The 13047-nt window shown below is 53.2% G+C and carries 12 protein-coding genes; 6 read left to right on the forward strand and 6 right to left on the reverse strand.

Features of this window, described 5'->3' with window-relative positions; translation table 11 throughout:
- Positions 1-80: 80 nt before the first annotated feature.
- The 6 genes from accC to acuI form a co-directional block, all read right to left on the reverse strand.
- Complete coding sequence (gene accC, locus EIP93_RS01480) at positions 81-1424, reverse strand: acetyl-CoA carboxylase biotin carboxylase subunit (protein WP_103943432.1); 1344 nt, start codon at positions 1422-1424, stop codon at positions 81-83.
- 11 nt (positions 1425-1435) lie between these two features.
- Positions 1436-1903: an acetyl-CoA carboxylase biotin carboxyl carrier protein gene (gene accB, locus EIP93_RS01485; RefSeq protein ID WP_039507254.1), complete on the reverse strand. Its 468-nt coding sequence runs from the start codon at positions 1901-1903 to the stop codon at positions 1436-1438.
- A 24-nt stretch (positions 1904-1927) separates the two neighbouring features.
- Positions 1928-2380, reverse strand: coding sequence for a type II 3-dehydroquinate dehydratase (aroQ, locus tag EIP93_RS01490; RefSeq protein WP_103943434.1), 453 nt, complete (start codon positions 2378-2380; stop codon positions 1928-1930).
- 254 nt (positions 2381-2634) lie between these two features.
- Entirely contained in the window at positions 2635-3234 is a 600-nt protein-coding gene (gene msrQ / locus EIP93_RS01495; RefSeq protein ID WP_103943436.1) for a protein-methionine-sulfoxide reductase heme-binding subunit MsrQ, read from the reverse strand.
- A gap of 78 nt (positions 3235-3312) precedes the next feature.
- A complete protein-coding gene (gene msrP / locus EIP93_RS01500; protein ID WP_103971333.1) occupies positions 3313-4314 on the reverse strand; it encodes a protein-methionine-sulfoxide reductase catalytic subunit MsrP in 1002 nt (333 codons plus the stop codon).
- Between the two features lie 379 nt (positions 4315-4693).
- Complete coding sequence (gene acuI / locus EIP93_RS01505) at positions 4694-5671, reverse strand: acrylyl-CoA reductase (NADPH) (RefSeq protein ID WP_103861668.1); 978 nt, start codon at positions 5669-5671, stop codon at positions 4694-4696.
- A gap of 344 nt (positions 5672-6015) precedes the next feature.
- On the opposite strand from acuI, the gene csrD reads away from it, so the two are divergent.
- The 6 genes from csrD to rng all read left to right on the forward strand — a co-directional run bounded on the left by csrD (position 6016) and on the right by rng (position 13016).
- On the forward strand, positions 6016-7953 hold the full coding sequence (gene csrD / locus EIP93_RS01510) for an RNase E specificity factor CsrD (RefSeq protein ID WP_103943438.1): 1938 nt from the start codon (positions 6016-6018) through the stop codon (positions 7951-7953).
- Positions 7954-8269: 316 nt separating this feature from the next.
- Positions 8270-9313 (forward strand): rod shape-determining protein MreB, encoded by a 1044-nt coding sequence (gene mreB / locus EIP93_RS01515; protein ID WP_010300322.1) that lies wholly within the window; start codon positions 8270-8272, stop codon positions 9311-9313.
- Positions 9314-9486: 173 nt separating this feature from the next.
- On the forward strand, positions 9487-10470 hold the full coding sequence (mreC, locus tag EIP93_RS01520) for a rod shape-determining protein MreC (RefSeq protein ID WP_103971335.1): 984 nt from the start codon (positions 9487-9489) through the stop codon (positions 10468-10470).
- On the forward strand, positions 10467-10955 hold the full coding sequence (gene mreD / locus EIP93_RS01525) for a rod shape-determining protein MreD (RefSeq protein ID WP_039482366.1): 489 nt from the start codon (positions 10467-10469) through the stop codon (positions 10953-10955). The genes mreC and mreD overlap by 4 nt, the downstream gene beginning before the upstream one ends.
- Before the next feature lie 8 nt (positions 10956-10963).
- Positions 10964-11557, forward strand: a complete 594-nt coding sequence (locus EIP93_RS01530) for a Maf family protein (RefSeq protein ID WP_039482362.1) — start codon at positions 10964-10966, stop codon at positions 11555-11557.
- A complete protein-coding gene (gene rng, locus EIP93_RS01535) occupies positions 11547-13016 on the forward strand; it encodes a ribonuclease G (RefSeq protein ID WP_095701285.1) in 1470 nt (489 codons plus the stop codon). The genes EIP93_RS01530 and rng overlap by 11 nt, the downstream gene beginning before the upstream one ends.
- Positions 13017-13047: the final 31 nt, after the last annotated feature.

The raw sequence follows: 13047 nt of genomic DNA on the forward strand, positions 1-13047 counted from the left end.
TTTGCGAACGGCATGACGACTCGGAGGCATAAATAACAAAGGCCAGCATAGGCTGGCCTTTTGACTCGATTGAGTGGTGTTTACTGCAAGCCGAGTTTCTTTTCCAGATAGTGGATGTTAGTGCCACCTCTCTGGAAGTTTTCGTCACTCATGATCTTTATCTGAAGTTCGATGTTGGTTTTGATGCCATCGATGATCAGTTCAGCCAGCGCGTTCTTCATACGGGAAATCGCGATTTCCCGGGTTTCGCCGTAGGTGATCAGCTTGCCGATCATGGAATCGTAATACGGCGGTACGGTATAACCGGCGTAAATATGTGATTCCCAACGGACACCAAAGCCACCCGGCGCGTGGAAACGCGTGATTTTACCCGGGCTTGGCAGGAACGAGTTCGGGTCCTCGGCGTTGATACGGCATTCCACCGCATGGCCGCGAACCTTAACGTCTTTCTGCTTGATGGACAGTGGCAGACCGGCAGCGATGCGCAGCTGCTCTTTGATCAGGTCCACGCCGGTAATCATCTCGGTAACCGGATGCTCCACCTGAATACGGGTGTTCATTTCAATGAAGTAGAACTCACCGTTTTCGTACAGGAACTCAAACGTACCCGCACCACGATAGTTGATATCGATACAGGCTTTGGCGCAGCGCTCGCCGATATTGCGGCGCAGCTCGTCCGTAATGCCCGGTGCTGGCGCTTCTTCCACCACTTTCTGGTGGCGACGCTGCATGGAGCAGTCGCGCTCGGCCAGATAGACGGCGTGGCCCTGACCATCAGCCAGAATCTGAATTTCCACGTGACGTGGGTTTTCCAGATATTTTTCCATGTAGACCATGTCGTTGTTGAAAGCCGCTTTGGCTTCCGCACGGGTCATGTTGATGGATTGTTCCAGCTCTTTGTCGCTGCGCACGACGCGCATACCACGACCACCGCCGCCGCCAGAGGCTTTGATGATGACCGGATAGCCGATGCGTTTTGCATGAGCACGGTTAGCGTCCATGTCACCGTCTAACGGGCCATCAGAGCCTGGTACGGTCGGAACACCCGCTTTTTTCATTGCGGTGATGGCTGACACTTTGTCGCCCATCAGGCGAATGGTTTCTGCGCGTGGGCCGATGAAGATAAAGCCAGAGCGTTCAACCTGCTCGGCAAAATCCGCATTTTCGGACAGGAAACCGTAGCCAGGGTGAATCGCGACGGCACCGGTGATTTCCGCAGCGGAAATAATCGCTGGGATGTTCAGATAGCTTTTTGTTGACGGAGCCGGGCCGATACACACGGTTTCGTCCGCCAGCAATACGTGTTTCAAATCGCGATCCGCACTGGAGTGAACGGCGACGGTTTTGATGCCCAGCTCTTTACAGGCACGCAAAATACGCAGCGCGATCTCTCCGCGGTTAGCGATAACGATTTTATCTAACATGATAAGCCTCGTTATTCGATGACAATCAGTGGCTCGTCAAATTCGACCGGCTGACCGCTTTCGAGCAGAATGGCTTTAACCACGCCCGCTTTGTCGGCTTCGATCTGGTTCATCATTTTCATGGCTTCGACGATGCACAGGGTATCGCCAACGTTGACGCGCTGACCCACTTCCACGAAAGCTTTAGCATCTGGGCTTGGGGTGCGATAGAAGGTTCCAACCATTGGAGAACGAACGATGTGTCCACTGATGGCAGCCGGTGCGGCAGGCGCTTCCACCGGCGCTGGTGCAACGGCGGCAGCCAGAGCAGGCTGTGGCTGCATCATTGGCGTAGCGTAAGCCTGTTGCATCATCGGGTAGTTAACCGCTGCTGGGGCACGACTGATACGTACTGATTCTTCACCTTCAGAAATTTCCAGTTCGGCGATGCCGGACTCTTCAACCAGTTCGATCAGTTTTTTGATTTTACGAATATCCATGGATGTGGTTCCGTACTCTTTTGTTTAATTGGAAGTTGACAGGCGTTTTACCGCCGTCTGTAAAGCATACTGATAACCATCTGCCCCCAGGCCACATATCACGCCTACCGCAACATCAGAAAGATAGGAATGATGACGAAAAGGCTCACGTGCGTGCACGTTGGACAGATGAATTTCGATAAACGGAATCGCGACTGCCAGCAGGGCATCACGCAGCGCAACGCTGGTGTGGGTAAATGCCGCCGGGTTAATCAGAATGAAGTCTGTGTTTCCTCTGGCCTGATGGAGGGTATCGATCAGAACATGTTCCGCATTGGATTGCAGATGGGAAAACTTCACGTTCAATGCCTGCGCCTGTGTTTCCAGCTCGCTGACAATGTCTGCTAACGTCGTGTTACCGTATTTGTCGGGCTCTCGGGTTCCTAGCAGATTCAGGTTTGGACCGTTCAAGAGCAAAATGTGAAACTTTTCTGCCATTGTGCTGCTATCTCCCGCGATTGACCAAGATTGCCAAAACCGTGTCGCACAAAATAGCGCGAAGCTATTCGTTTGTCACCTTTCGTGACGCAAATTGTCCGGCCCGAGAAATTAAAGTCGTGCATTATAACCATATCGTGGCAATTCGCAGCTAAATACTGGTCTTATCTGCGGAGATATTCCTGCACCAAGCCGTGCGAAGGCGTGAATTTCACTGCGGTCCGTAACCGGCTTTTCCTGTATTGCTGCGGCGTTTAGCGCCACCATTGGCGAAATTTCTTATAACGTAACAGCAGCAAGATCATCGCCGCGAGCGCGTACAAAATAGGCTGTGGGGAGAGCGTTTTAACTGACCAAAGATAGTGGATAGGCGCAAGGATGGCGACTAAATAGACGAAATTATGCAGTTTTTGCCATTGCGATCCCAACTTGCGCATTATTACCTGTGGTGAGGTCACCGCCAGCGCCAGCAAAATCAGCCAGCTTATGATTCCCAACGTTAGATACGGCCGGGATATCAGTTCTTTTCCCAGCAGCGCCAGATGATCCAGACCCAACTCCAGCAGTGCATAGCTCACCAGATGTAACGTCGCCCAGAAAAAGCACCACAGCCCGAGGAGGCGTCGGCAGCGAATCAGCAGAGGCTGTTTACCGTAGCGCGCCAGTGGCGTGACCAACAGCGTCGCCAGCAGCAATTTCAGCGCCATTCGGCCGGTAAAATGCTGGATATCTTTGGCTGGGTCCGCGCTGAACCACCCTTGGTCAACTGACAATATCAGCCACAGCAGCGGCAGAAAACCAGCCAGATGGAGTAGCACTTTTAGCCCGTTAATGTGTAGTAACGTCAGTCTCATGCTGATGTGGATCCCTATCCTGACAGGATGCTGTAGCGAGAAGTTTTGTGTTATTAGCTAGATGTTTTGTGTTATTAGCTAAAAGTTGTCGCGCAGATTCAGGCCGCGATACAGCGAGGCAACCTGATCGGCATAGCCGTTGAACAGCAGCGTGGGTTGGCGTTCAACGTTAAGCAAACCACCTGAGCCAATGACGCGCTCTGTCGCCTGCGACCAGCGGGGGTGATCCACATGCGGGTTAACGTTGGCATAGAAGCCATACTCGTCTGGAGCCGCCAGATTCCATGTGCAGGGCGGCTTCTCACGAGTGAGCCGGATATGTACGATGGATTTGATGTTCTTGAATCCGTATTTCCACGGTGTAACTAACCGAATGGGCGCACCGTTCTGCGGCGGTAGTGTCTTGCCGTAGACGCCGACGGCCAGCAGTGCCAGGGGATTCATGGCTTCATCCATCCGCAGCCCTTCTACATAGGGATAGTCTAGCCCGCCGCCCATGAAGCGATCTTTTTGCCCCGGCATCTGCTCTGGGTCGTAAAGCGTCTGAAACGCCACGTAGCGGGCGTTGCTGGTGGGTTCGGCGAATTTAATCAGCTTGGCCAGCTCAAAGCCGACCCACGGAATCACCATTGACCACGCCTCGACGCAGCGGAAACGGTAGATCCGTTCTTCCAATGGAAAGCGTTTTAGCAAATCGTCGATATCTAGCGTGAGAGGCTTAGCGACGTCACCGTCTATCTTAACGGTCCAGCTTTCGGTTTTTAACCCGCCCGCATTGGCCGCCGGATCGGCTTTGTCCAACCCGAATTCATAGAAGTTGTTATAGCCCGTAACTTTATCTTCCGGCGTGAGCGGCAGATCGAGCTTCCAGTCGGCGGGTTGGCTAAACGTGAGCGGTTTACCCGGTGGCGCTTTGGGTTTATCGCCGCCTTTAAACCAGGCCAGCAGGTCAGCCTGTGCAGAAAACGGCAGTGAGAGCGCCGCAGCGGAAATACCCAGCGCTTTTAATACGCGCCGACGCTGATAGAAGAGGGATTCCGGGGTAACGTCGGCTTCCGTGAATTTGCGATGTTTGTGCATGTGAACTCCCGCCAGTCATTATTATTGTTGACGCAAAGTGGCGTTTTTAATGCTTACCGTTCACTTAGTTATAGATGACTTGCGGTAGAAACTGCGACAGGAGAGATGAAATACTTTTTTGCAGGGTGTAACAGCGCTCAAGATTACTGATAATGCGTTGGGCGATGATAATGGATAGATCGTAAAGACGCTGTGAATACATCCATGTACGCTCGAGCCGCGCAGATATGAATCTCATCCCTGAGATTCACCCTTTCAGGGCCGTCGCAAGCGACGTTCAAAGGCGTTCCTGACGCCTTTGTCCCTGTCGCGGACGCTTTACTCTTCTATTCCATTATCACCGTTTTCGTTCCGCAAATTAATACGTCAACGAACGGTGTTAGCTGATTTTCACCAGCGTACGGCCAGTGACTTTGTTTTCCAGCAGCGCAGCGGCAACGGCAGGGACATCCTCCAACCCGATTTCCTGCGTAACTTGCTGATAGAACGACTCAGGCAGGATGGCAGCCAGACGCTCCCACGCTTGCTGACGGCGCGCCAGTGGTGCCATCACGGAATCCACGCCTTGCAGGCGAACATTGCGTAAAATAAATGGCATCACGGTCGTTGGCAGAGCAATACCGCCAGCCAGACCGCACGCGGCAACCGTCGCGTTGTAATCCATCTGCGCCAGCAGCGTCGCCAGCACGTTGTCGCCGACGGTATCAACCGCGCCAGCCCAACGTTGTTTCTCTAGCGGGCGAGGGCTGCCGCTGAATTCGCTGCGATCCAACACCTGTTTGGCACCCAATTTTTTCAGATAATCAGTGTTGTCGGCACGGCCGCTGACGGCAGTCACCTGATAGCCTAGCTCTGCAAGCAGGGCGACTGCCGTGCTGCCGACGCCGCCGCTGGCGCCCGTCACAATGATGTCGCCGCTTTCCGGGGTGATGCCGCCGTCTTCCAGCGCCATCACGCACAGCATCGCGGTAAAGCCTGCTGTGCCAAGAATCATAGCTTTACGCGCATCCAGCGACGCGGGCAGAGGGACCAGCCAATCGCTCTTCACACGCGCCTGTTGTGCCAAACCGCCCCAGTGGTTTTCACCTACGCCCCAACCCGTCAGGATTACGGGCTGACCGACGGCAAACCGATCGCTGTCGCTGTGGCGTACTGTACCTACGAAATCGATCCCAGGAACCATCGGGAAGTTACGAATAATTTTGCCTTTGCCAGTAATGGCAAGCGCATCTTTATAATTAATACCGGACCAACTGATATCAACAGTCACATCCCCGGCGGGAAGCTGCTCCGCATCAATCTCGCGAATCTGAGCGTGGGTCAGTCCGTCTGACTGTTCAAGAACTAAAGCCTGCATGGGCTATCTCCTGTAGCAGGGTGAAAAATGGGGGGAAGTCATTAACGACTATATAGCCGTCATATCTCAAGCTGCATGTGCGTTGGCTGCGCTACTCGCCCCGTTGGGGCCGCTGCAAGCCGCGTTCAAATCTGCCAAGGCAGGTTTGTCAGTCACCTGAATCACTTACTTGAGTAAGCTCATCGGGTCTCCCTCGCTTGCCGCCTTCCTGCAACTCGAATTATTTAGGGTATAGTTATTACAGCTACCTTAGTATTGGTACTATGCGTTGTAGCTGGCCTATGCGAACTGATAAAAAACAACAAACTCGCAGAAATGACAATTATTTGGAATAGGACGCAGGGATGGGATTTACGACCAGGTTCTCGATACTCATAGTATTGCTGACGGTTCTCGCCATTTTTCTTATGCTTTTCAGTAGCATATTTAGCCTCTGTTATTATAGCCAGTTGCGAACCGAGCAGCAGCTACGCGAGGTCACGGCCAGTATCGATCAGGCGTTATTAGTGCAATCGCCCGAAAATATCCAATATTGGCTGCCGGGAATGATGAAGACGGCAGGCATTGTGGCGTTGGATATTCAGGATAACGATTCGACCCTCTATTCAATACAACTGCCCGAGGCCGGTTGGGAACGCACGCACCTCTATCATGAGGTCGAATTTCCGCTGATGCATCATTTGAACATGACGATCGCCTTAAAATATGTCGATCCGCTGATTGGTTTACCGCGTTTCGTGGTGTCGACGCTATCGGTATTGTTGGCCGCGGGCCTGATGCTCCTGATGCTGTACTTCTCCATTCGCTGGCTACGCCGGCAGGCTGCCGGACAGGAAGAGTTGGAAAAACGCGCACAGCGTATTCTCAAGGGCGAGCGTGAATCGGTTATGCAGGGGTCGGTACGTGAATGGCCGGTCAAGACCAGCGGGGCGCTCGATCAGCTGCTGTCTGATTTAGTAGAAGCGCGTGAGGAGCGTGGGCGGGTTGATACGTTAATCCGTGCTTTCGCTGCGCAGGATGCTGAAACCGGGCTGAGTAATCGTCTGTTTTTTGATAATCAGTTGACCACACAGCTGGAAGATGGCGAAGAAGTGGGAACGCACGGCGTTGTCATGATGATTCGCGTGCCTGATTTTGAAACCTTGCAAGAAACGCATGGCGATACCAGTGCGCTTCAGGAATACCGTTTCACGCTGGTCAACCTGCTGTCGACGTTCGTCATGCGCTATCCCTCTGCGCTGCTGGCGCGTTATTTCAGCAGCGATTTCACGGTATTACTCCCCCACAGCACGCTAAAGGAAGCCAATGCGATTGCCACGCAGCTGGTGAAGTCTATCGATATTCTTCCCGCCTGCCCGTTGATCGATCGCGAGGAGGTTCTCCACATTGGTATTTGTGCCTATCGCGGCGGGCAAAGCGCCGAGCAAGTGATGGAGAGTGTGGAGGACGCGACGCGCAATGCGGTGTTGCAGGGGGGTAACAGCTGGTGCGTGTTTGACAGGCAGGTGCCAGACAAAGGGCGCGGCAGCGTGAAATGGCGGACCTTGCTGGAACAGACGCTGGCACGCGGTGGCCCACGGCTGTATCAGAAGCCTGCGGTGACAAAAGAGGGTGTGGTGCATCATCGTGAAATGATGAGCCGGATTTACGACGGAGAACAGGAACTGCTCGCGGCGGAGTATATGCCTCTGGTTCAACAACTGGGGCTGGCGGCCAGTTATGATCGGCAGCTTGTGACGCGAATTATTGATTTGTCTGCGAGCTGGCCCGGAGAAACACTGGCTTTACCAGTAAGTGTGGACTCACTTTTGCAGAAGCCTTTCCTGCGCTGGCTGAAGGAAGTCTTACTGCAATGTCCGAAAACGCAGCGTCAGTGCATTTTATTTGAACTTGCAGAGGCAGATGTCTGTCAATATATCGGCCGCCTGCGCCCGGTTCTCAATTTGATTCTGGGTTTAGGCTGTCGCCTGGCGGTCACGCAGGCGGGTTTGACGCTGGTCAGTACGACGTATATCAAGTCACTCCCCGTGGAGATCATCAAGCTTCATCCCGGTTTGGTCCGCAGTCTTGAGCGCCGCCCGGAAAATCAGCTGTTTGTACAAAGCTTGACCGAGGCTTGCAAAGGTACGCAAACGCGGGTGTTTGCCGCTGGCGTGCGAACCAAAGAGGAGTGGCGGATGCTGTTGGGCAAGGGAGTTTATGGTGGGCAAGGTGATTTTTTTGCCGCATCAGTCCCTGTAACGGATGAGCTGAAAAAATATTCACCGCGGCATCGTGTTTAATATAAACGTCCCGTTCAAATTGACGTAGAATGAGGCGGTTGTTAAATCGGTTAGTGTGTGCTTACGTTAGCGGCAATCCGATTAAATGTTAGATTTTATGTCCTGTGTTAGCGCAATTCTGTCGGGTGGACAGTGGTAAGATGCCTTGCCGCCTGAGGAGAAAGCATGTTGTGCCTTCTCCCTGACGCCGACGTGCGCAACGCAGACTCATTTTTCACCGAAGCAGAGCCTTTTCGTGCCTTGTCGCTGCTTCGTGTGGTTGGTAAAGTAGGCGGATTTATTTTTCGCCCCCAGCTTGCAGGATTATCCTTTCGTTATGTTTAAGAAATTTCGTGGCATGTTTTCCAACGACTTGTCCATCGACCTGGGTACCGCCAATACCCTGATTTATGTTAAAGGGCAGGGCATCATACTGAATGAACCCTCTGTGGTTGCGATTCGTCAGGATCGTGCGGGTTCTCAAAAGAGCGTGGCAGCAGTCGGCCATGACGCTAAGCAGATGCTAGGTAGAACGCCTGGGAATATCGTGGCGATTCGCCCGATGAAAGACGGTGTGATTGCCGATTTCCAGGTTACAGAAAAAATGTTGCAGCACTTCATCAAGCAAGTGCATAGCGACAGCTTTATGCGTCCGAGCCCGCGCGTGCTGGTGTGTGTGCCGGTTGGCGCAACGCAGGTTGAGCGTCGTGCCATTCGCGAATCTGCGTTGGGTGCCGGTGCCCGTGAAGTGTTCCTGATCGAAGAGCCGATGGCGGCTGCGATTGGTGCTGGCATGCCAGTATCCGAAGCGACCGGTTCCATGGTTGTGGATATCGGTGGTGGTACCACGGAAGTTGCGGTGATCTCGCTGAACGGCGTGGTGTACTCCTCTTCTGTACGTATTGGTGGTGACCGCTTTGATGAAGCGATCATCAACTACGTTCGTCGTAACTACGGTTCACTGATCGGTGAAGCAACGGCAGAACGTATCAAGCATGAAATCGGTTCCGCTTATCCAGGCGACGAAGTGCTGGAGATTGAAGTACGTGGCCGTAACCTTGCAGAAGGTGTACCGCGTGGGTTCACGCTGAACTCCAACGAAATTCTGGAAGCGCTGCAAGAGCCGCTGACGGGTATCGTCAGCGCAGTCATGGCGGCGTTGGAACAGTGTCCACCGGAACTGGCCTCCGACATTTCCGAGCGCGGTATGGTGTTAACCGGCGGGGGTGCGCTGTTGCGTAACCTGGATCGTTTGCTGATGGAAGAAACCGGTATTCCGGTTGTGGTGGCTGAAGATCCGCTGACCTGTGTTGCCCGTGGTGGCGGCAAGGCGCTGGAAATGATCGACATGCACGGTGGCGATTTGTTCAGCGAGGAGTAATCCTGTCTGGAAAAGGGGGGACCGGATGGATGAACGCCTGCGTTTTTCATCTCTCGTGGTTACCCCTTTTTTATTTGCCTGAACAATGAAATTCGCCCTACGGGGTATCGCTTTGTGACGTTAAAAATCGCCAGGTGCGATTTGAGGTTGCTGTCGAGGAATACGCAAATTTTATGAAGCCGCTTTTTAGCAGGGGGCCTTCCCTGCAATTACGACTTTTTCTTGCTGTCGTTACCGCGATTGTCGTGATCGTTGCGGACAGTCGGCTCGGTTCGTTCGTCAAAATCAGAACGTACATGGACACCACTGTCAGCCCATTCTACTTTCTGGCGAATGGACCCCGTCAGGTTTTGGACAATATGTCTGCCTCACTGGCAACCCGTGAACAATTAAGCCTTGAAAATACCGCGCTGCGTCAAGAACTGTTGATGAAAAACAGTGACCTGTTGCTGCTAGGCCAGTTCAAGCAGGAAAATGCGCGGTTACGTGAACTGCTCGGCTCGCCGCTGCGTCAGGATGAGCAGAAAATGGTGACGCAGGTGATGTCCGCCGGAACCGACCCTTACAGCGATCAGGTGGTGATTGATAAAGGTCAGGCGAACGGCGTGTATGAAGGGCAACCGGTCATCAGCGATAAAGGCGTGGTAGGTCAGGTTGTGGCGGTTGGTCAGTTTACCAGCCGGGTTTTGTTGATTTGTGATGTTTCCCACGCGTTGCCGATTCAGGTGCTACGCAATGATATCCGCGTGATTGCCGCCGGCAATGGCTGCGCCGACGATCTGCAACTCGAACACTTGCCTAACAATACCGATATCCGAGTGGGTGATGTGCTGGTCACATCGGGTCTGGGCGGTCGTTTCCCCGAAGGGTATCCCGTTGGTGTCGTGTCATCGGTCAAGGCCGATACACAGCGAGCCTATACGATTATTCAGGCACGTCCGACTGCGGGGCTACAGCGCCTGCGCTATCTGCTATTACTGTGGGGTGTGGAAAACAACTCCAATACGGCGCTGCCGCCAGCAGAAGTGCATCGGGTTGCCAATGAGCGTCTGATGCAGATGATGCCGCAGGTTTTACCGTCGCCTGACGACATGGGGCCGCCGCTTCCTCCTGATACCGCTGTGCCCACCGCCGAGCCGCAGAGAGGCCGCCAATGAACCGTTATCGCAGGCATGGCAACTGGATTATCTGGCTTTCTTTTCTGATCGCCATGGTTTTGCAGATTATGCCGTGGCCGGATGAAATCTATATGTTTCGCCCTTCCTGGCTGACGCTGTTTCTCATTTACTGGGTGATGGCATTGCCACATCGGGTGAATGTCGGCACAGGATTTATATTAGGTCTGATTATGGACCTGATTCTTGGGTCTACACTGGGAGTACGGGCGCTGGCGCTGAGCATTGTTGCTTATCTGGTCGCCTTTAAATTCCAGCTATTCCGAAATATGGCGTTATGGCAGCAGGCATTAATTGTCATGCTATTGTCGCTGGTGATGGACCTCACGGTATTCTGGGCAGAATTTTTAGTTATTAATGTCTCTTTCCGACCAGAAACACTCTGGAATAGCGTCGTTGATGGCGTACTCTGGCCGTGGCTGTTCCTGCTGATGCGTAAAATTCGTCGTCAGTTTACTGTGCAATAAGGTGATTCATGACTCAGCTTTATCTGGCTTCCGCTTCTCCCCGCCGTCGCGAACTGCTCACGCAGCTCGATATTCCTTTTTCTGTACTGAATGTCGCGGTGGAAGAACAGCGGTTACCGGAAGAAGCGGCAGAAGTTTATGTCCGACGTCTGGCACATGAGAAAGCGGCTGCGGGTGTCGTGGCGGCACCGTCTGATTTACCGGTTCTGGGTGCAGACACCATTGTGGTACTGAACGGCCAGGTATTGGAAAAACCACAGAATGAAGCTCATGCGGCAGAGATGCTGAGTCAGCTGTCTGGAAAACCACATCAGGTGATGACGGCCGTTGCGCTGGCAGATAAAGATGATGTCTTGAGCTGTCTGGTGACAACCGATGTCGTCTTTCGCCCGCTTTCGCAGCAGGATATCGAACGGTATATCGCCAGCGGCGAACCGATGGATAAAGCCGGGGCCTACGGTATTCAGGGCAAAGGTGGATGCTTTGTCCGGTCGCTTAATGGGAGCTATTACGCGGTGGTTGGGTTGCCGCTGGTAGAAACCCATGAGCTATTCAGTAATTTTGCTGCGTTGCGGAGTGCAAGAGGAAAACATGACTGCTGAGTTACTGGTAAACGTTACACCGTCAGAAACGCGCGTTGCCTATATCGACGGCGGCATTCTGCAAGAAATTCATATTGAACGCGATGCGAAGCGCGGCATTGTCGGCAACATTTATAAAGGCCGCGTGAGTCGCGTCCTGCCGGGCATGCAGGCGGCGTTTGTGGACATCGGTCTGGATAAAGCGGCATTCCTGCACGCGTCCGATATTATGCCGCACACCGAATGCGTTGCCGGTGACGAACAGAAGAATTTTCATGTCCGCGATATCGCCGAACTGGTACGTCAGGGTCAGGATCTCATGGTGCAGGTGGTCAAAGACCCACTGGGAACCAAAGGCGCACGTCTGACGACCGATATCACGTTGCCGTCGCGCTATCTGGTGTTTATGCCCGGGGCATCGCACGTCGGCGTGTCACAGCGGATTGAAAGCGAAGCGGAACGCGAGCGCTTAAAGAAAACGGTCGCAGAGTATTGTGATGATGACGGTGGTTTCATCATTCGTACCGCAGCGGAAGGCGTCGGTGAAGAAGAGCTTTCACAGGATGCGGCGTTCCTGAAGCGTCTGTGGGTCAAGGTGATGGAGCGTAAAAAGCGCAACCAGACCAAATGTAAGCTCTACGGTGAGGTGGCACTCGCCCGGCGGATTTTGCGTGATTTTGCTGGCGCTGCGCTGGATCGCATTCGGATTGATTCCCGACTGACGTATGAAGCGCTGCTGGAATTTACCGCCGAATACATTCCAGAGATGACCCGCAAACTTGAACACTATGCGGGTAAACAGCCGATTTTCGACCTGTTTGACGTGGAAAATGAGATCCAGCGTTCGCTGGACAGAAAGGTTGAACTGAAATCCGGCGGCTATTTGATCATCGATCAGACAGAAGCGATGACGACCGTCGACATCAATACGGGGGCATTCGTCGGCCACCGCAACCTGGATGAAACCATTTTCAATACCAACACGGAAGCGACGCAGGCGATTGCACGACAGCTGCGTTTGCGTAACCTTGGCGGGATCATCATTATCGACTTCATCGATATGAATAACGAAGATCACCGCCGGCGGGTGCTGCATTCACTGGAGCAGGCGCTAAGTAAAGATCGGGTTAAAACCAGTATTAGCGGCTTCTCTCAACTAGGATTAGTGGAGATGACGCGCAAACGCACGCGTGAGAGTATCGAACACGTGTTGTGTCATGAATGCCCGACGTGTAATGGTCGTGGCACGGTGAAGACGGTAGAAAGCGTCTGCTATGAAATCATGCGTGAAATCGTGCGTGTCCACCACGCTTATGACACCGATCGTTTCCTGGTCTATGCTTCACCGGCAGTCGGGGAAGCGCTGAGAAGTGAAGAGTCGCACGCGTTAGCTGAGGTTGAAATTTTCGTCGGCAAACAGGTCAAAGTACAAATCGAACCCCTGTATAGCCAGGAGCAGTTTGACGTCGTAATGATGTAAATTCGTGCGCTCGTCGTCGGCGACGAAAGAA

The sequence above is a fragment of the Pectobacterium versatile genome, from assembly GCF_003932035.1.
Taxonomy (GTDB): Bacteria; Pseudomonadota; Gammaproteobacteria; order Enterobacterales; family Enterobacteriaceae; genus Pectobacterium; species Pectobacterium versatile.